The 19,292-nt window shown below is 71.0% G+C and carries 14 protein-coding genes, 1 tRNA gene and 1 pseudogene; 5 read left to right on the top strand and 11 right to left on the bottom strand.

Annotated elements, in window-relative coordinates:
- Positions 1-15: 15 nt before the first annotated feature.
- Positions 16-813: an alpha/beta fold hydrolase gene (locus GA0070619_RS26765; RefSeq protein ID WP_231927166.1), complete on the bottom strand. Its 798-nt coding sequence runs from the start codon at positions 811-813 to the stop codon at positions 16-18.
- Positions 814-1,091: 278 nt separating this feature from the next.
- Here GA0070619_RS26765 and GA0070619_RS26760 point away from each other — a divergent pair, with 278 nt between their 5' ends.
- On the top strand, positions 1,092-2,819 hold the full coding sequence (locus GA0070619_RS26760; RefSeq protein ID WP_088950586.1) for a bifunctional metallophosphatase/5'-nucleotidase: 1,728 nt from the start codon (positions 1,092-1,094) through the stop codon (positions 2,817-2,819).
- 484 nt (positions 2,820-3,303) lie between these two features.
- Here the strand turns inward: GA0070619_RS26760 and GA0070619_RS26755 are convergent, their stop codons facing one another.
- On the bottom strand, positions 3,304-4,587 hold the full coding sequence (locus GA0070619_RS26755; RefSeq protein WP_088952075.1) for an MFS transporter: 1,284 nt from the start codon (positions 4,585-4,587) through the stop codon (positions 3,304-3,306).
- Positions 4,588-4,740: 153 nt separating this feature from the next.
- On the opposite strand from GA0070619_RS26755, the gene GA0070619_RS26750 reads away from it, so the two are divergent.
- Positions 4,741-5,214: a hypothetical protein gene (locus GA0070619_RS26750; RefSeq protein WP_088950585.1), complete on the top strand. Its 474-nt coding sequence runs from the start codon at positions 4,741-4,743 to the stop codon at positions 5,212-5,214.
- 50 nt (positions 5,215-5,264) lie between these two features.
- Here GA0070619_RS26750 and GA0070619_RS26745 read toward each other — a convergent pair whose 3' ends face one another.
- From GA0070619_RS26745 to GA0070619_RS26735, 3 genes are all read right to left on the bottom strand, one after another.
- On the bottom strand, positions 5,265-6,089 hold the full coding sequence (locus tag GA0070619_RS26745; RefSeq protein WP_088950584.1) for a class I SAM-dependent methyltransferase: 825 nt from the start codon (positions 6,087-6,089) through the stop codon (positions 5,265-5,267).
- A 76-nt stretch (positions 6,090-6,165) separates the two neighbouring features.
- Complete coding sequence (locus tag GA0070619_RS26740) at positions 6,166-8,757, bottom strand: ATP-binding protein (protein WP_088950583.1); 2,592 nt, start codon at positions 8,755-8,757, stop codon at positions 6,166-6,168.
- A gap of 333 nt (positions 8,758-9,090) precedes the next feature.
- Positions 9,091-9,795 carry an HAD family hydrolase gene (locus tag GA0070619_RS26735; RefSeq protein WP_088950582.1) on the bottom strand — a complete coding sequence of 235 codons (705 nt, stop codon included), beginning with the start codon at positions 9,793-9,795 and terminating at the stop codon, positions 9,091-9,093.
- A gap of 359 nt (positions 9,796-10,154) precedes the next feature.
- Here GA0070619_RS26735 and GA0070619_RS26730 point away from each other — a divergent pair, with 359 nt between their 5' ends.
- Positions 10,155-10,913 carry a hypothetical protein gene (locus GA0070619_RS26730; protein ID WP_157744087.1) on the top strand — a complete coding sequence of 253 codons (759 nt, stop codon included), beginning with the start codon at positions 10,155-10,157 and terminating at the stop codon, positions 10,911-10,913.
- Positions 10,914-11,088: 175 nt separating this feature from the next.
- Here the strand turns inward: GA0070619_RS26730 and GA0070619_RS26725 are convergent.
- Both GA0070619_RS26725 and GA0070619_RS26720 read right to left on the bottom strand, forming a co-directional pair.
- Positions 11,089-11,165 (bottom strand) — tRNA-Pro (locus GA0070619_RS26725).
- A 325-nt stretch (positions 11,166-11,490) separates the two neighbouring features.
- Complete coding sequence (locus GA0070619_RS26720; protein WP_088950580.1) at positions 11,491-12,384, bottom strand: metallophosphoesterase; 894 nt, start codon at positions 12,382-12,384, stop codon at positions 11,491-11,493.
- A gap of 25 nt (positions 12,385-12,409) precedes the next feature.
- Between GA0070619_RS26720 and GA0070619_RS26715 the strand changes: the two genes are divergently transcribed.
- Positions 12,410-12,865 (top strand): GatB/YqeY domain-containing protein, encoded by a 456-nt coding sequence (locus GA0070619_RS26715; RefSeq protein WP_088950579.1) that lies wholly within the window; start codon positions 12,410-12,412, stop codon positions 12,863-12,865.
- A gap of 118 nt (positions 12,866-12,983) precedes the next feature.
- On the opposite strand, the gene GA0070619_RS26710 is transcribed toward GA0070619_RS26715, so the two are convergent.
- Complete coding sequence (locus GA0070619_RS26710; RefSeq protein WP_088952074.1) at positions 12,984-15,425, bottom strand: penicillin-binding protein; 2,442 nt, start codon at positions 15,423-15,425, stop codon at positions 12,984-12,986.
- 407 nt (positions 15,426-15,832) lie between these two features.
- Here GA0070619_RS26710 and GA0070619_RS26705 point away from each other — a divergent pair, with 407 nt between their 5' ends.
- Complete coding sequence (locus GA0070619_RS26705) at positions 15,833-16,153, top strand: WhiB family transcriptional regulator (protein ID WP_007466209.1); 321 nt, start codon at positions 15,833-15,835, stop codon at positions 16,151-16,153.
- A gap of 6 nt (positions 16,154-16,159) precedes the next feature.
- On the opposite strand, the gene GA0070619_RS26700 is transcribed toward GA0070619_RS26705, so the two are convergent.
- The 3 genes and pseudogenes from GA0070619_RS26700 to GA0070619_RS33980 all read right to left on the bottom strand — a co-directional run.
- Positions 16,160-17,311, bottom strand: coding sequence for an ArsA family ATPase (locus tag GA0070619_RS26700; RefSeq protein ID WP_172862126.1), 1,152 nt, complete (start codon positions 17,309-17,311; stop codon positions 16,160-16,162).
- A gap of 54 nt (positions 17,312-17,365) precedes the next feature.
- Positions 17,366-18,343, bottom strand: coding sequence for an ArsA-related P-loop ATPase (locus GA0070619_RS26695; RefSeq protein WP_088950577.1), 978 nt, complete (start codon positions 18,341-18,343; stop codon positions 17,366-17,368).
- A gap of 26 nt (positions 18,344-18,369) precedes the next feature.
- Positions 18,370-18,957 (bottom strand): annotated as a pseudogene (locus GA0070619_RS33980) (Rv0361 family membrane protein); the annotation flags it as partial.
- Positions 18,958-19,292: the final 335 nt, after the last annotated feature.

The following is a 19,292-nucleotide window of genomic DNA, read 5'->3' as shown; positions in this document are numbered from 1 at the left end:
GCGCCGGTGTGGTCGTCAGCCGAGCAGGAACTCGCGCAGCGCGGGAGCGAGCGTCGCAGGCGGCACCTCGTGGTAGCCACCGTCGAGGCTGATGGACCGACCGCCAGGGACTGCCTCGGCCGCGGCCCGACTCCCATCCCGCAACCACTGTGGACTGCCGGTGCTGTCCACCGCGAGGGTCGGAGCTGTGATCGCGGCCAGCCGGTCAGCCGGCAGTCGCCCTCCCGCGCTCACGATGGCGTCGTACGGCAACGTGTGCGCGATGGCGGTCAGTGCGCCCCACACCGGTTGCGCCCGCATCCCGGTGATCGCCTCGGCGGGCAGCCCGACCGAGACGCTGAGGAAGGTCTCCACCGCGCCATCCCGGTCGTCGGCGGCGATCAGCTCGATGAGCTGCGCGGTGATGTCCTTCCGGACGCCCACGTGCGAGCCCACCTGGAACGGCGGCTCGAACAGGACCAACCCGGTCACCGGCAGACCCTGCGCGGCGGCCAGGGCAGCCAGGATTGCCCCCGAAGAGACCCCGTAGACAGCGGCGGAACCACCTGCCGCCGCGATCACGGCAGCCAGATCATCGATCTCGCGGCCGATCTCGTATGGCAGGGTGTCGCCGCTCTGGCCCCGACCCCGGCGGTCGTAGCCGAAAACGGTGAAATCCGGTGCCAACGCCGCACCTAGTGCGCGGGTCGTGTTGCGGTCGTTGAACGCGCCGCCGACGAGGACCAGCGCAGGCCCGGTCCCGGCCCGTTCGAACGCGATGGGCGTGCCATCCGCCGATCTCACCTGCTCGACCACCGGTGTCGTTCCGCTCACGATGCCGCCTCCGTCCGCGCTGACCGTCCCGTCCTTTCTAGACCCTGGGTCCGACACTGTCTGGCAGACCCACCAAACGCCCGTCGATCCGAGGACGGGGCGTACCCGCAGCTCTGATGTGCTGCCTGGGTCGACCGGGCGGCGTCCGGATGAGAGGCTGTCGGGGCGGGCGGCCAACCCCAACCGCCGCCAATCGCGACCCTTTCGACGGCGCTGGCCGGCGGCCCGGTCGACCCAGAGGCCGGGCACTGCACGCGCCGATTCTCACAAGGAGATCCATGTCCATAACCAGGATGCGTCGGGCCGCTGTCGGCCTGACCGTGCTTGCGGTGGCCGCGTTCGGCGCGGTCGCCACCAGCCCTGAGCAAGCCGACGCACGGCCGAAGCCGGTCGACGTCACCCTGCTGGCCCTCAACGACTTCCACGGCAACCTCGAACCGCCGACCTCGTCCAGCGGCACCATCGCCGGACAGACCGCGGGTGGTGTCGAATACCTGGCGACGCACCTGGCCGAGCTGCGCGCCGCCGCCAAGAAGAAGAACACCATCACCGTCGCCGCCGGTGACCTGATCGGTGCGTCCCCGCTGCTCTCCGCCGCGTTCCACGATGAGCCGACCATCGAAGCGCTGAGCATGGCCGGCCTGGACTACGCCAGCGTCGGCAACCACGAGTTCGACGAGGGTGCCGCCGAGCTGTTGCGGATCCAGAACGGCGGCTGCCACCCGGTCGACGGCTGCGCCGACGGCACCCCCTACCGGGGCGCCGGCTTCAAGTACCTGTCCGCGAACGCCTTCAAGACCGCGACCGGCAAGCCGCTGATGGCGCCGTACGCCATTCACAAGGTGCAGGGCGTCAAGGTCGGCTTCATCGGGATGACCCTGGAGGGCACCCCGCAGATCGTCAGCCAGCAGGGCGTCGCCGGCCTCAGCTTCGCCGACGAGGCGGACACCGCCAACCGGTACGCCCGCGAGCTGCGCCGCAAGGGCGTGGAGACGATCGTCGTGCTGCTGCACGAGGGCGGTGCCCAGGCGGCGACCGGTGGCATCAACGACTGCGTCGGCATGACCGGCCCCATCGTGGACATCACCAACCGGATGGACCCGTCCATCGACGTGGTGGTCAGTGGGCACACCCACCAGGCGTACAACTGCGACATCAACGGCAAGCTGGTGACCAGCGCCAGCTCGTTCGGCCGCCTGATCACCGACATCGACCTCAAGATCGACCGCCGGTCCGGCGATGTCATCTCCGCCGCCGCGAACAACGTTGTGGTCACCCGGGACGTCGCCAAGGACCCGAAGCAGACCGCGCTGATCGACCGGTACAAGACGGTGCTCGGCCCGGTCGCCGACCGCCAGGTTGGCGTGACCGCCACCGCACTTCCCACGACGCAGGAGAACCTGCTGGGCACCTGCTCAGCGCAGGTGCCCAACTCGTGCGGTGAGTCGCCGATCGGCAACGTGATCGCCGACGCGCAGCTCGCCGCCACCGACGACGAGCAGGGCGCGGTTGCCGCCCTCATGAACCCGGGCGGTGTCCGGGCGCCCCTGGACGCCGGACCGGTCACCTACGGGGAGGCCTTCACGGTGCAGCCGTTCGCCAACAACCTGGTGACGCTGGACCTGACCGGAGCGCAGCTCTACTGCGTCCTGGAGCAGCAGTTCGTCACCGGTCGGACGTTGTACCCCTCCTCCACCCTGCGCTACGTGGTCGACCTGAACGGCACCAGCGCCACCGCCGCCGACCCGTGCGCCGGCACCCGCGTGGTCCGGGGCAGCCTGACCATCGGCGGCACCGCCGTCGACACCGCCGCCACCTACCGGGTGACGGTGAACAACTTCCTGGCCGGCGGTGGTGACGGGTTCAGCGTCCTCACCGGCGGGACCAACCTGGTCACCGGCCAGATCGACCTGGACGCCTTCGTGGCGTACCTGACCGCCCAGTCGCCGGTCTCCGCGCCGACGCTGGACCGGATCCGCACCACCGCCGAGGTCCCCGCCGCCTGACGGCCGACCCCGCGCCACGTCGGGCCCCGGAGCATCCGCTCCGGGGCCCGACCCGTTCCATCCCCCGTCTGCCGCGCCCACCCGCGCCTGCCGCGCCCGCCCGCGCCTGCCGCGCCCGCCCGCGCCCACCCGCGCCCGCCCGCGCCCACCCGCGCCCGCCCGCGCCTGCCGCGCCCGCCCGCGCCTGCCGCGCCCGCCCGCGCCCACCCGCGCCCGCCCGCGCCTGCCGCGCCCGCGCGGCGAGATCAACGAGGAAGATCCGCGCAACATCAGGGATGCTGCTGTTTCCTGCGCGCCGGAGGCAGCAACATCCGGGAAGTTGCTCGGATCTTGGTGCGGGGTGCGGGGTGCGGGGTGCGGGGTGCGGGGTGCGGGGTGCGGGGTGCGGGGTGCGGGCGCAGCGCGCCGGGTGCGGGCGCAGCGCGGGGTGCGGGATGCAGCGCCCAGGGCGTGGGGTGGCGCGGGGGAGGGGCCTCGGAGGTCGTCAGGCGGTGGCGGGCGTGGGGGCGGGCGATGCCGGGGCGGTGGTTGCGAGGCCGTCCTGCTCGGTGCTGAGCAGGCGGCGCAGGGACAGCGCGACCAGCGAGGCGACCAGGCAGCCGCCGACCACAGTCGCTACCCAGACCATGCCGTTGGCAGCGCCAATGAGCGGGCCGGCGGTCACCGGACCGATCACACCGCTGACCCCGAAGATCATCGAACTCATGGCGTTGTATCGGCCGCGTAGCTCGTCGGTGGCCAGTGCGTTGGTCAGCGCGGGCATCACCGGCGAGAGCATCGTCTCGCCGAAGCCGAAGATCGCCGAGCAGGCCACCACGCACAGGGCGGCGAACAGGGCGCTTTCACCGCTGACCAGGCCGCCCGCGCCGAGGACCAACCAGGCTGCGGCGAACACCGCACCCACCACCGCCAGTGCCCGGGTGCGACTACGCCCCTCGATCCGGCGGATCACCAGCAGTTGCGCGAGCACGATCATCACGGTGTTTGCCGCGAGCGCCCACGCCACCACCCGGGGGTTCACCTCGACGACCCGCACCGCGTACGCGGCGAAGCCCACCTCGACCTGTGCGTAGCCGCAGGTGGTGAGGATCAACCCGAAGATCACCAGCCGCCGGAACGGGCGGTCCCGGAGCACGGTCAGGTAGCCGCCGGCCGACGGCTCGTCGACGCCCCGACGGTTGCCGAGTCGGTGGCCCACGCCGGGCAGGGTGAGCAGGATCAGGGCCGGCAGCAGGTAGGTCACCGCGTCCAGCAGGTAGATCACCTGGAAGGTGGCGAGCCGGCCGGTGTCGACGATCGCGCCGGAGGTCATGCCACCGATGCCGATGCCCAGGTTGAGCAGGGCGAAGTTCAGCCCGAAGACGCGTTGCCGCTCATCGTCGTCGGTCAGCGACGCGAGGATCGTGTTCTGCCCGGACCAGATCGCCGAGCTGCCGACGGCGATCACCGTCATCACCAGCAGCGCCGACCCGGTGGAGTTGACCAGCGCGAGCGAGCCGGTGCCGACCGCCTCGATCAGCAGACAGGGCACCACCACCCGGCGTGCGCCGAACCGGTCGATCAGCGTCCCGCCCAGCGGTGACAGGGCCAGGGTGACGGCGCCGTACCAGCCGATCACGAGCCCGGCGCGGGTGTCGGTGAGCCCGCGTACGTCGGTCAGGTAGATGAACAGGAACGGCAGGGTCAAGCCGCGCCCGATCGCCGACAGCAGGGTGCCGAGAAGGATCCGGCGAGCTTCCGAACGGCGGGGCAGAGCGCGGCGCAGCATGTCCGGCATTCTGTTGGTCGGGTGTGACACCACGCGACTCGTTTTCGGCCGTGCCGCGCCGTCGTCGAGGTCGACGAGTGACCGATCCCACGATGATCCGCCTGACCCTCTCGCCGGTCCGGCGGTGTCCGCCGGGTCTGCGATGCTGACCCGATGACCGGCACCTGGCGACATCTGCCCGCTACCGCCCGCGCCATCGCGGTGACCGCCACCGCGGCCGTCGCCGCAGCCCAGGCACGCGACGGTCAGGCGTACGACGAGGTGGTCGGCAAGCTCGCCGCCGACGAGCGTTCCGGGCTGGTGCTCGGCGCGGTGGTCCGGTTGCTGCTGGAGGAGAGCCACCCGGACGGGCTGACCGGCGACGACATCCGCCAGGTGTTGACCCGCTGCGTGCAGGGTGCGGCACGGTGGCGTTCGGACGTCGACCCGCACGTGGTGCTCGTCCTGCTGGCCGGCGCTCTGGGGGTGTATGACCCCGAGGGCGACGAGTCATCCCCGGACGCGTCCGCCCTGGCCCGGCATGCCCCGCTGTTGGTGGCCGATCTGCTGGCGGCGACCGGCGTGCCGTTGGACGACTACCTGGCCGCCGCGTTCGCCGAGATCGAGCGCACCGAACGACAGGACTGACCGGCGGAGGCGGCCACACCGGCAGCCGCCCCCGTCGGACATGTCAGGCGTCAGAGCGGGTCGGCGGTCCGCCGTGCCACGACCTCCAGGTACTCGGCCGGGATCCGTAGCGTGGCGTCGGTGGCGCGGTTGTGGGTACGGGCCAGTTCCACCAGATCGGCGTGCAGATTCGATCGTTGCTCCTCGGGCAGCGCCTCGAACGCCTTCAGCGTCGGCCCGTAGTTGGCCCGGAAGAAGTCGGCGAACTCCTCCGGGGTGCCGAAGCGGAAGACGTACTCCCGGCGTACCGCCCGCAGTTCACCCACGGCCCCGCCGAGCAGCTCGCGGACCCGGCCCTCGTCGCCCCACTGCACCGGTGGGCGCAGCCCTGCCGGCGGCGGCACATGCCGCCCCACCGTGCGGAACAGGTCGCCGATGAATCCCTGCGGCGTCCACGACGCCAGCGCCACCGTGCCGCCGGGCCGGCAGACCCGGACCAGCTCGGCTGCCGCCTGTTCCTGGTTGGGCGCGAACATCACGCCGACGACGGAGAGCACCGCGTCGAAGGACCCATCGGCGTACGCCAAGCGCTCCGCGTCCCCGGTCACGAACGTGACCGGGAGTCGTTCCGCAGCGGCGCGGGCGTGGCCCCGTTCCAGCAGTTCGGGTACGTAGTCGACGCCGGTCACGACGCAGCCGCAGCGCGCGGCGGCGATGGCGGCGTTGCCGGTGCCGGTCGCCACGTCCAGCACCCGGGCACCGGCCGACAGGTCGGCCTCCGTCACCAGCAACTCGGAGATCGGGTGGATGAGGGCGGCGACAGCGCAGTAGTCGCCGCTGGCCCAGGTCACCTGCTGGCGTGCCTTGACGGCGTTGAGATCGATTGCGGTGGTCATCGATGGTCCCCCTCGGACGGTTCGGTGTGTCACCGACCGTAGGCGGAGTGGCACTGCGAGGGATCGGTAGAAACACCTATGTTGGGGGCGCCAGGCCCTGCCGGCGGGCCGTCGCGGCAGCCTGGCCCCGGCTGGGCACCGCGAGCTTGTCCAGCACCGCCGACACGTGGTGGCCGACGGTCCGAACGGAGAGCGACAGCCGGGCCGCGATCTCGGCGTTGCTGAGCCCCTCGGCGAGCAGCGCCAGCACCTCCCGCTGCCGGGCGGTCAGGCCCGCCGGGTCCCCGGCCGTCCTCGGGCGCGGCCCTCTCGGCACCCGGGCCATCCCGCGGCCGCGCAGCTCAGCCCGGATCCGGCGGGCCACGGCGACCGCGCCCAGCCCGTCCAGGATCCGCAGCGCCTCAGCGGCCGCCGGGTCGTCGCCGCAGGCCAGCGTCTCGGCCCGGGGGAACGGGCAGCCGAGCTGGTGCCACTCCTCGGCCGCGCCAGCCCAGTCACCCTCGATGAGCCGCCGGTACGGCGACGCCAGCGCGTCGGTGTCCCCGAGCGGCTCGCCGACCCGCCACAGCCAGTACGCCAGCTCGCCGGCGTACCAGGGTTGGCCCGCGTCGAGAGCCAGCCGGTGGGCACGGCGCAGCTCGGGGACCGCCCGTTCCGGCTCGCCGGCCAGCCAGTGTCGTTCGGCCAGGGCCGCGGCGACCGGCACGACGAACTGGAGTTCCCGGCTCTGCGTCGCCCAGCGCGCCGCCCTGTCCAGATGGTCCTCGGTGCTCGGCTCGCCCCTGCGTGCATGGAGCCGGCCCAGTGCGACCAGGGCCGGAACCAGGCTCCCGCCGGGCTGCACGGTGCCGGTCAACGCCCGTTCGGCGTCGGCGCGGGCACCTGCCCAGTCGCCGGTCGTCAGCCGCAGTCGGGACCGGTGTCCGAGCAGGTGCCGGGCGTACCCGTCGAGGTCCCGGGTCTCGGTGAAGCGCAACGCCCGGTCCAGGGCCTCGGCGGCCCGCCCGATCCGGTGCCACTCCACCGACATGGTGGCCAGGTTGACCAGTGCCCGGGCCGCGTGGTCGTCGAGATGGTGGGCGACGGCCAGGGTGTGCCCACGTTCCAGCTCGATGATGCCGGCGACATCACCGCTCTGGAGGCGGGCCGAACCGACGTTGACCAGGGCGTGCGCCTCGGTCTCCACGTCGCCGAGCCGCCGGGCCAGCTCCCGGGCCCGGTCACCCCAGTCGATGGCTCGGCCGTTGTCGTCGGCGAGCATGAGCAGCTGCGACATGTTGCTGTAGGCCATCGCCAACTGCCTGCCGGGCGGCGCGGACTCCAGCACCTGAACCGCCCGGGTACCCGTCGTCCGGGCCGCAGTGCTGTCCCCGGTCCACCAGCACAGCCGGGACACCCAGCGCAGGTTCTCGCCGATCCGCAGCGGATCGCCCTCGGCCTCCCGCAGGGCGAGCGCGGCCTGCCGGGCGTCCAGCGCCTGCGCGGCCAGCCCGGCAAGGTACGCGGCAGTCGCGTACGCCTCGAGCAACTCGGCCCGGCGCGGTGCCGGCAGGCCTGCGGCGTGTGGGAGTGCGACGGTGTAGTGGTCCGCTGCCTGCCGGTGCGCGCCCGCCCGGCTGGCCCGTTGGGCCGCTACGGGTGCCCAGTGCAGCACGGCCGCCGGATCGTCGGCGTGGTGGGCGTGGTGCACCAACCGGGCGGCGTCCACGTCCGGCCGGGGCGTGAGCCGGGCCAGTACGGCCGCGTGCAGCGCGACCCGGTGCACCGGGGACAGTGACTCGCGTACCCCCCGACCCAGCAACTCGTGCCGGAACGCCACCGCATTGCCCGCCGGCACCAGCACCCCCCGATCCAGGCACTCCTGCACGGCAGCCGGTGGATGACCGTCGAGCAGGTACGGCTCGGCCCGGGACGGGACCACCGAGACCAGGGCGGCGACCTCCCGGGCCGGCGGCGACAACGCGGCCAGCCGGGCCAACACCAGATCGCGTACGGTCGGCGGCACACCGGCGCCGGTGGCGGCCAGCACCTCGGTGACCAGCAGCGGGTTGCCGCCGGTGGCCTGGTACAACCCGTCAGGGTCGCGGCCAGCGCGGCGGGCCAGCCGCGCGACGGCATCGGTGGACAGGGCCGGCAGCGGCAACCGGCGGACCAGTGGCCGGGGCAGCCCTGCGAGCACGGCGTGCAGGGGATGGTCAGCCCCCACCTCGTCATCGCGCAGGGTGAGCACGAGCAGCGCCGGGTGGCGGGTCAGCCGCCGCCCCAGGTACGCGATGAGGTCCAGGGTGGCACCGTCCGCCCAGTGCGCGTCCTCCACCACCATCACCGTCCGGTGTCCGGGCCGGGGGTTGGTCAGCTCGCCGAGAAGCGCGTCGAACACGGCGCCGCGCCCTTCGGCCTCCGTCGCCGTGTGCAGTGCGCTCAGTCGTTCCGCGAGTACGCCGCCGACCTGCCGGGCGATGTCGTGCACCGGGCCGAGCGCCCGTGGGGTCAGCAGGGGGTCGCAGCTGCCCCAGAGCACCCTGGCCCCTGCCGTCGCCGCGAACGCACCAACCACTGTGGACTTCCCGGCTCCTGCCTCGCCCGCGACGAGCGCGATCGCGCCACCGGGGGAGGCCAGCAGCCGGTCCAGGGTGGCGAGCGCGTCCGTGCGCTCCAGCAGCTCCATCGCGATCGATGCTAGTCAGCGGGGCGTCGCTCCGTCGTCAGCCGCGACGGCAGCATCCCCTGGTCCCGGAACTCATCCTTGTGGGTTGAGCGCGCAGGCACACCCGGGAACGGTGGAGGGCACATCCGTTGATCGGATATGCCCTCCACCGACGAGTCCTCCAACGTCGCTCAGGCCCGGCCCACCTGGACCTTCGGCGACGTCGCCGCGGACGTCGACGCGGGGCGTTGCGGTACCACCACGAGCCCGTAGTGTAGTTGGCCATCAGCAGATCCTTCAGGCCGTCGTTGTTGATGTCGGCGACCGCGAGCCCGCGCGGGGTGAAGGAACTGGTCACCCAACCCGACCGTCAGACGTTGAAGCGGAACTTAGACCGGCCGACTCACACAGCAGGGCGGGCAGGTCGCCAAGGGTGGCGAACGCACGTCCGCCCCAGCTCGGGTCGGTGTCGTTGTGCTCAGTGGTACGAAGCACGGTCATACCGACCGCTGCCGCGCCGGCCAGTTCGCCGTCTGCGCCGTCACCGACGAAGACGCACTCTGCTGGCGCGACGCCCAACCGCTCAGCGGCGATGCGGTAGATCGCCGGGTCGGGCTTGGCCAGCCCGACTTCGCAGGAGAAGACCGCGACGTCGAAGCAGCGGGCAAGCGGGCTCTGCGGCCACGCCTCGGCGGTCTCCGAGGTGGCGTTGCTGATAAGGGCCAGCGGACGCCCGTCGTCGCGCAGCGCGTCAAGCACGTCCAGGGTGGCGGTCGAGACAGTGCCCAGCACCCGGCGCGCGAGGGCTCGCCGATGTCCACCGGCCCGTGTCACCTGTGCGTCGGTTGGCGTGCCACCAAGGCGTCCGGCGAGAATGCGGACGGTCTCCTCCACGTCCCACCGGACCAGCCGGTCACGCCAGGTGGCGTGGTACGCAGCGATCAGCGCGGACGGAGCCACCCCGACCACGAGCGCCATCTCGCCAACTACCCGGTCACGCTCGTCATCGGCACCATGAACCAGGGTATGAAAGAGATCGAAGATCACTGGCCGAGGCATGTGCGCATCCTACTGAGATCGTCACCGCTGTCGCCTTGCCTGCCATCCCGCCTGCCGCCGACCCGCCCTCCTGGGGAGCGGGCCGCCACCCCGGTCCCCCACGTCAAGACGGCCTTGACGCACGTTCGGACGCTGGCGGCCCGGGTGGCGGTCTGCTCGGCATGCCCGCGTCGACGCTGGCGGGGTGGCCCTGCGCAACCGCTCACGGACCGCGACCGGGTGCGGGCCCGTCTCGGGCCGCATTGAAGGCGTGCAGAAACCTTGCGGGACAGGATGCTTGACATGATCGACGCTTCGTTGTTCAGCGTCGACCGATCGGCTAGCCAGTCCTGCAACCGCCGGCTCGTATGGTCACGGGCATGATCGGCAAGGTTTCGGATGCCATGGTGCGTCACAGGCACGGTGTCTTGATGCTTGGTCTACTGGTGGCGGGTGTGAACGTCGCGGCCGTCGGCTTCGTGCCTACCCTGGGGCAGCGTCTGTTCTTCCCGCTGCTCTTCCTTACCTTGGCGGTCCTGGTCCTGGCGCTCATCGCCATGGGGATCCGTCCGGTCTACCTTGTGGTGCAGCCGCAGGTTCCGGCCTTCGCCACACCCGCTCCGGCGTGGAAGGTGCTCATTGCCCTTGGCTTCCTCGCGCCTGCATCGGCCAGCATCGGCGCAGTGGTGCGTTCGACCAGGGCAGGCATTGCGTCGACGTTCGACGTGATCGTCAATATTCCCTGGTTTGTGCTGGTCGCGCTGTTGCTGGTCGAGGCGTGGCGGGGTTACGGGGTGCAGCTCCATCCTTACGGGATACGGCAGCGTTGGGCTCTCGGCTCACTCACTGTGCCGTGGGAGGCCCTACCGGCCGCTCAGATCCCCCCAGGTGTCGACCGCCCCTCGCGGCTCCGGATGGCGATCGCGGAACCCCAGCTGGTGCGGCGACGCGGTATTCCGTGGAGCCGGAAGGCCATGCGCACCGACAACGTCGACGCACAATTTCTCGCTGCTGTGATCGGGCACTACGTCGCTCACCCCGAACACCGGGCAACGATCGGAAGCCAGGCCGAGTACGAGCGGCTTCTCGCCGAGTTACCCGAGCGGGACGGTTGGAAGAGCGCGGGCGACGACTCCTAGGCCAGACGTCAAGCTCGGGCTGATCTTCCCTCGACTGTCGGCACTGCCCCCGATGCGGCCACCGTCCGCCGGGCCTTCCGCCGGGTCGCAACCCTGGCTGGCCTCGATCCGGCCGCAGTTGGTCACCCAGGAAGCACTAGAGGGCACATCCATGGATCGGATGTGCCCTCTGACCTGGTCGGGGTGGCCGGATTCGAACCGACGACCTCTTCGTCCCGAACGAAGCGCGCTACCAAGCTGCGCCACACCCCGAGGCGTGCCGACAAATAGTAGCCCACCCGCCCCGATGGTCAAACTCGGTACCCCCGCTGCCCGGACCCCGGAGAGAGCCAAGATCCGCGCAACTTCCCCGATGTTGCTGCCTCGCGGCGGCGTGAGGCAGCAACATCCCTGATGTTGCGTGGATCTTGAGGCCCGCGCGGATCTTGAGGCCCGCGCGGATCTTGAGGCCCGCGCGGATCTTGAGGCCCGCGCGGATCTTGAGGCCCGCGCGGATCTTGAGGCCCGCGCGGGGCGCAGGGGTGTGCGGATCTTGAGGCCCACACCGCCTGCGCGGGGCGCAGGGGGTGTGGGCTGGTCAGCGGGGGATGAGGGTGAGGATGCTGGCCTCCGGGGGGCAGGCGAAGCGGATCGGGGCGGTGGGGTGGGTGCCGAGGCCGGCGGAGACGTGCAGCCAGGAGTCCGAGCCCGGCCAGCGGTGCAGCCCTCGCGCCATCGAGCGGGGCAGGCCGCAGTTGGTGACAAGCGCGCCGAAGCCCGGTACGCAGACCTGACCGCCGTGGGTGTGCCCGGCCAGCATCAGCCCGAAGCCGTCCGCCCCCATCTGGTCGAGCACCCGTGGCTCCGGGGAGTGCGTCAGCGCGATGGACAGATCGGCCGACGACGAGACCGCGCCAGCCACGGAGGGGTAGTCGTCCCGGTCGATGTGGGGGTCGTCAACGCCGACCAGGTCGAGCTGCCGACCGCCGGCCTTCAACGTGGTCCGGACGTTGTTGAGGTCCGCCCAGCCGGCGCCGGTGAACACCTGACGCAGCTCCTCGTAGGGCAGCTCGACGCCCTCGGTGTATTCACGGTCGGGCAGGAAGTAGGTGAACGGGTTCTTCAGGACCGGCCCGGTGTAGTCGTTGGAGCCGAACACGAACGCCCCCGGATAGTCCAGCAGCGGCTGTAGGGCGCGCAGCACCCCGGGCACCGCGTCCGGGTGGGCCATGTTGTCGCCGGTCACCACCACCAGGTCGGGGTCCAGGGCGGCCAGCGACGCCACCCAGCGCTGCTTGCGCGCCTGGTCGGGCATCATGTGCAGGTCCGACAGGTGCAGCACACGCAGCGGCTCCGCGTCGGCCGGCAGCACCGGCACGTCGTACCGCCGCAGGGTGAACATGTTGCGCTCGATGAGCGACGCGTACGCGAGGGTGGCCGCGCCGACCGTGGCGGTTCCGGCGGCAAGCCGGAATAGTGTGCGCTTTCGCATGGCGTTCAGGGTAGTTTGACCGTCCATGAGCACGCTGAAGGACCGCCTCACTGCCGACATGCGTTCCGCGCTCAAGGCGCGCGACGAGCTGACCACCTCCACGCTGCGGATGGCCCTGGCCGCCGTTGGCACCGCGGAGGTCGCCGGCAAGGCCAAGCGCGAGCTCACCGATGACGAGGTGCTCGCCGTGTTGACCAAGGAAGCCAAGAAGCGCCGGGAGGCAGCCACCGCGTTCGCCGACGCCGGCCGCGCCGAGCAGGCCGCGAAGGAGTCGGCCGAGGGTGAGGTGCTGGACCGCTACCTGCCCAAGCAGCTCTCGGACGCCGAGCTGGCCGAGCTGGTGTCGGGGGCGCTCGCCGCGGGCGGCTTTACCGGCAAGGCCCAGATGGGCCCGGCCATGAAGGCGGCCCAGGCCGCGGTGGCGGGCCAGGCCGAGGGTGGCCGGGTGGCTTCCGAGGTACGCCGACAGCTGGGCCTCTGACTCACCGGCGGCACCGTGGCTGCCGCCCTCGGGATCGGCGCCGGTAGCCGGTCGACCGGACAGACGAACGGGCGGGCACCCGAGAAGGGTGCCCGCCCGTTGTGTCCTGCGCGTCGGCTCAGCCGCCGGGACGACCACCGCCACCGGGTCGACCGGGCGGGTTGCCGGGCTGCCCGGGGCCACCGGGGCCACCGGTGTTGCCCGGCGTGGTGCCGCCACCACCGTTGCTGACCTGGATGGTGACGATGCCACCCTTGATGGTGCGCCCGTCCGGGCTGGTGCCGTGGGCGGTGCCCGGAGGACAGGAAGACTTGACCTTGGTGTCGGAGACCACCGGCTCGAAGCCGGCACCCTTGATCCGGGACTTCGCCTGATCCAGCGGGATGCAGCTCACGCTCGGGATGCTGCGCTGGTCACCCTCGGAGATCTTCTGGCCCGGCGGCTCGAACTGGATCGCCTTCTTGCCCTTCATGGCGTCCCGCAGCGTCTCCCACACCGGCGGGTTGATGCCGTCCTTCTCCCCGTGCTTCATCTTCACGTTGGTCTGCGGCCAGTCCGGGTCGGCCATGATGCCCGCCACCGCGTACTGCTTGGTCATCGCGACCAGTGCGGCGGTCTTCTCCGAGTCGGTGGTGCCGGACTTGCCGGCCACCGGGTAACCGACGTCGTTGCGGACGTTGCCGGCAGTGGCTCCCGCGCACCGGGAGGACGACGACTTGTCACCGACCGGGCATCGGGCCGCGTCCACCGCGGCGCGGGCCACGTCGGTGCTGAACCGCTTCTCGCAGCGCGGGTTGGCGATGTCGAGCTTGTTGCCCTCCGGGTCGCGGATCTCCTGCACCGGGATCGGTTCGCAGAACGTGCCGTCCGCGGCCAGGGTGGCGTAGGCGTTGGCCAGATCCAGCGGGGTGGTCTGCGAGACGCCCAGGGTGAACGCGCCCCACTGGTGCGCGCCCTTCTCCAGGTCCAGATCCTCCTGGGCCCGGAAGTTGATGCCCAGCCGCTTGGCGGCCTTGACCACGTTCTCCGCGCCGACCTGCTGTTGCAGTGGCACGAAGTAGGTGTTCACCGAGCGGCCGAACGCGGTCCACATGTTGTGTGGGCCGGCCATGCTCTCGGTCGAGTTGGTGGGGCAGTAGAAGTTGGTGCCTGGGCAGGCTGCGGGGCCCGGCTGGATGATGTATTCCGATTTGAACTGCTTCTGCGCGTTGATCGGGTAGCTGAGCGGGATGCCCTTTTCCAACGCCGCCACGATCGTGAACATCTTGAAGGTCGAGCCTGCCTGATAACCGGTGATGCCGTCGCCACCGGTGAGCAGGGGGTTGACCGTCGCCGGGTAGTTGCCCCGGATCTTCTTCTTGCTCTTCGCGGGATCGCTGGAGATCTTGTTCTTCGGGTTCTTCGGGTCGTCCAGCTTGAACTGCCGGTTCACCGCGAGCGCCCGGACCCGGCCGGTGCCGGGCTCGACCACCGCGACCATCGCCGCTTCCTTGCTGTTCACGCTCTTGGCCTTACGGACCGCCTTGTCCGCGCCGCGCTGCGCCTGGACGTCGATCGACGTCACGACGGTGTAGCCGCCGCTCTTCAGCCGCCGCTCCCGGTCGTACGAGGTCGAACCGAACGTTTCCTGCTGCATCCACCAGCGGTAGAAGTAGTCGCAGAAGAAGCCCCACTCATTGACGTTGGCGGCGACGCAGCCGTTCGGGGTGCGCTTTTCCTTCACCTTCAGCTCGACGGCCTTGGCCGCGTCGGCCTCTTGCTGGGTGATGGCCTTGATCTCGACCATGTTCTGGATGACGTAGTCACGGCGGTCCAGAGCGAGCGGGTAGCCGGCCTTGGTGGTCGGGTCGTTCGTCGTCGGGGCCTTGACCATGCCGGCCAGCAGTGCCGCTTCCTCGATCTTGAGCTTGCTCGGCGGCTTACCGAAGTAGACCTGGCTGGCGGCGAAGATGCCGTACGCGCCGTTGCCGAACGAGGCGAGGTTGAGGTAGCGGGTGAGGATCTCGTCCTTGGAGAATTCCTTGTCGACCTGGAGGGCCAGTCGCATCTCGCGGAGCTTGCGGGCACTGGTGTCCTCGGTCGCCGCGACCACGTCGGCCGGGTGGGTGGCCGAGTAGGCGATGGCCAGCCGGACGTACTGCATGGTCAGCGTCGAGGCGCCCTGCCGGCCGGAGCCCTCGGCCTGGTTGTTGACGAACGCGCGTGCGACACCGTTGATGTCGACGCCGTTGTGCTTGTAGAAGTCGTGGTCCTCGGCCGCGATGATGGCCTTCTGCATGTAGGGAGAGATGTCGGCGAGCTTCACGTCGCGCCGGTTCTCGTCGTACATCGTTGCGAGCGGTGTCTTGCCGTCCGAGGCCAGCAGGTAGCTGATCTGCGGCGCTCGGGCCACCGTCAGCTCCGTGGGCAGGTTGCCGAATGTCTCGGCGCCCGCCTTCGCGGCCAAGCCGGACATCGCCACCGCGGGGAAGGCCGCCGCAGCGACCACTACGCCGGCCAACAGGCCACACACGAGTAGCGATGCGGCGTTGGTCAGCACATTGTGGTCACGTTTCCGCATCCAGGTCACCTCAGCAGGGTACGCGAGTAGGGAACGAGGTGCGCTGGGGCGTTCTTTCCCCATTTCCTGCGTGCGCTGCCCTCGTTGTGCTAAACGCACGACCCCCCGTGCTTGGTTGCGTGTGACCTGGCGTGAGTCTCCTCCGATTCAGGGAGGCGGCGCGGCGTTATCGCTGACCTCGGCGGGGTAACCGGCGGTTGAAGGCCCGGGAAGCCGGGAGTGTCCGGAATGATGGATTTCGCCGACAACGTTGCGTAATCGGGTGACTACAGAGCATGATGGGGGCGGCGACAGCGCCACATGTCGTCCGCGCCGCCTTGGGGAAGGCAGGCCGGGCGATCGGGGGGAATTGCCGGCTGACGTGCATCGACGAGGTCGGTAGGTACTGCAAGGGGGGACGTGTACACATGGGCATGATCACTGACTGGCCGTCGCTGGCGGCATGTCAGAACGGGGACCCGGACGCGTTGTTCGTACAAGGCGCCGAACAGAACGTGGCGAAGCGGATCTGCCGGAGCTGCCCAGTTCGGTACGAGTGCCTGGCCGACGCGCTGGACAACCGGATCGAGTTCGGTGTGTGGGGTGGCATGACCGAACGCGAACGGCGGGCGCTGTTGCGTCGTCACCCGCAGGTGACGAGCTGGCGCAAGATGTTCGAGGCAGCGATGAAGAAGAACAGCAAGGACAAGGCAGGCAAGGACAAGATCCTCGTCAGCGCGGCCACCTGACGCCGGTCACGGCCGGCTGATCGCCGCGCCGATCGTTCGCAGCCCGTCGACGTCGTGCACGTCGGCGGGCTGTGCCGTCACCGACACCGCTGGCACCGCCGGGAACGCCTCGGTGAACCGCGCGGCGACCTGCTGCTCGCGTACCGCCTGACGAGCCAGCGCCGCGTGCGCCCGCAGCACGTCGGCGGTGGCCTCGTGCCCACCCAGCTCGGTCAGCCGCTCGGCGGCGAGCCGGCTCTGCTCGGCATCCAGCTCCGGCACCGCCGGTCGGTGCACGCGGTTGAGCACCAGGCCGGCGAGCGGCATCCGCTCGTCCCGCAGACGGCCCGCGAAGTAGGCGGCCTCCCGGACCGCGTCCGGCTCGGGCGCCGCGACCAGCAGGAAGGCCGTCTCCCCGGCCTGGAGGATGCGGTACGTCTGCTCGGCGCGCTGCCGGAAACCACCGAACATCGAGTCCAGTGCGGCCACGAAGCCGGACAGGTCGGTGAGCAGCTGTGCGCCAAGCACCTTCTGCACCACCTTCGAGAACATCCCGAACGAGGCCGTGACCAGGCTGAACATGCTCCGTCCGCCGCTGCGGGCCGGAGCCAGCAGCAGTCGCAGCATCCGGCCGTCGAGGAAGCGGGAAAGTCGGGCCGGCGCGTCCAGGAAATCCAGTGCCGAGCGGGACGGCGGCGTGTCCACCACGATGAGGTCCCATTCGCCTCGGGCGTGCAGCTGGCCCAGCTTCTCCATCGCCATGTATTCCTGCGTGCCGGCGAAGGTCGAGCTCATCGCCTGGTAGAACGGGTTCGCGAAGATCTCCGCGGCCTTCGCCGGATCGGTGTGCTGCAGCACCACGTCGTCGAAGGTGCGCTTCATGTCCAGCATCATGGCGTGCAACTCGCCGCCGCTGCTCTCGACGTCGATGCCCTTGACCTGGCGCGGGGTGTTGTCCAGCTCGGTCAGACCCAGCGACTGGGCCAGCCGGCGGGCCGGGTCGATGGTGAGCACCACAGTGCGTCGGCCGTGGTGCTCGGCGGCCCGCAGGGCCAGCGCCGCAGCGGTGGTCGTCTTTCCCACTCCGCCGGCACCGCAACACACGACGATCCGCACGCCCGGGTCGGCGAGGATCTGGTCGACGTCCAGCTGCGGCGCCGCGTCTTCGGAAGGCACCAATCGAGCGTATCGGGCCGCGTCGGTCCATGCGCCGGTGCTGAGCTCAGGTGTGAGTCAATCGGCGCTGACGAGGGCCCGGGCCAGTGTCGTGAGGCCCGCACGGTCCACCCCGTCGGGCAGCAACGGCAGCTCGACCATCGGCAGCCCCAACTCCACCAGCTCGGCGCGGAGCGAATCTTCCAGTTCGCGACGGATGACCTGGTCCCGGGCCTCGTCGTGCAAACCGGCCACGGTGTCCCGATCGGCCGGCAGGCCGGCGGCGACCAGCCCACGCCGCAGCTCCGCAGCGGTGATCGCCCGGCCGGCGGGCAGCGGGGGCCGGGCGCCGTTGACGATCACCTTCCCGATGCCGAAGCCGAGCGAGGTCACGTCGGCGATCGCGTCCACCGTCTCCTGCACCGGCATCTCCTCCAGCAACGTGACCACGTGCACAGCGGTGATCGGGGAGCGCAGCAGCGCGGCGACCCCCTCGCTCTGGGTCTTGATCGGGCCCACCTTGGCCAGCCGGGCGGTCTCGGCCGTGACGTTGAGGAAGCGACCGATCCTCCCGGTCGGCGGGGCGTCCAGCACCACCGCGTCGTACACCCGCCGCTGCCCGGAGGTGCGGGTGGTGGCCTCCTTCACCTTGCCGGTGAGCAGCACGTCCCGCAGCCCCGGCGCGATGGTGGTGGCGAAGTCGATGGCACCGAGCTTGCGCAGCGCCCGGCCCGCCGCGCCCAGCTTGTAGAACATGTCGAGGTACTCGAGCAGCGCCTCCTCGGCGTCCACCGCGAGAGCGCGTACCTCGCCGCCGTCCGGCGCGTCGGCGAGGTGCCGCTCCTCGTAGGGCAGCGGGTCGATGCCGAACAGCTGGGCGATGCCCTGCCGCCCCTCGACCTCGACCAGCAGGGTGCGCCGGCCGCCGGCGGCGAGCGCGAGGGCCAGGGCGGCGGCGACGCTGGTCTTGCCGGTGCCCCCCTTGCCGGTCACCACATGAAGGCGGGCGGACCATCCGGTACCGGCCGGCTCGATCGGCCGCTCAGCTGCACACACCCGTCGAGCCTATCCAGGCCCGAGGGTCACGCGACCTCGCAGACCCACCAACCCGTCTTCTGCACCACAGTGAAGCGCAGGTCCTGGTCGGCCACCTTCTCGTCGGAGGTGGTCATGGTGATCCGGGTGGAGACGGTGGCCCGGTCCCCGGTCTGGTTGTCCACCTTCGGGGTGGTCCACCGGAAACGCGGATTCTGGTGCGCTGAGGCGTACTTCTGCACCTCGGCGACCTTCGCGGCGATCTTCTCGTCGTCGCGGGAGGCGGCACAGACCCGATCGGCAGCCTTGGAGGCGTCGCGATCCTTGTAGACCGCGGTGAGGAACTCGTCGACGGCGATCGCAGGCTCCTTCGCGCCCTCGCCGGTCTCGGCATTGCGCAGGGTCAGGAACGCCACCACGCCGCCGCCCACGCAGAGCACCATGATCACGACCAGTGCGATCGCCGCGATCAGCAGGCCGCGCTTCTTCTTCGGCGCGGCCGTGCCCTGGTAGGGCGGGTACCCCGACGGCGGTGGCGGGATCTCCGGGCTGCCCGGCTGGGTCGGTGCCGCAGTCGACGTGGAGCCACCCGGCCCCTCCGGCTGCCGGGCACCCTCAGCACCACTCGACTGGCTGGGGAAGGCCGGTTGGGAGGGAGCGGCCGGCCCAGCGGGGAGCGCCGGCTGGGCCGGGGACGCGGGGAGGGCGAGCCGCCCGGCCGGTGCGGCGGGGGCTGGCTGGGCGGGAATGCTCGGAGAGCCGGGCTGACCGGCGGGATCCGGGTGGGCCGGCGGGTGAGCGGGTGGGCCGGCCTGGTCGCCGCTGGGCGGTTGGGTCATGGTCTTTCCCCCGGGGGTGCGGCGCCCGCCGCCACCCCTGGCGCCGAGCGTGATCGAGCGGGCGTCCGGGCGCAGCGCGACCGTCCGACCGGAAGGGTAGCGGTCGATGAGCGGATCGGCGTGGCCCCTGC

This window comes from Micromonospora zamorensis, from assembly GCF_900090275.1.
GTDB lineage: Bacteria > Actinomycetota > Actinomycetes > Mycobacteriales > Micromonosporaceae > Micromonospora > Micromonospora zamorensis.
Note: the sequence above shows the minus strand (reverse complement) of the source record. Positions and strands in the feature narration are given on the sequence as shown.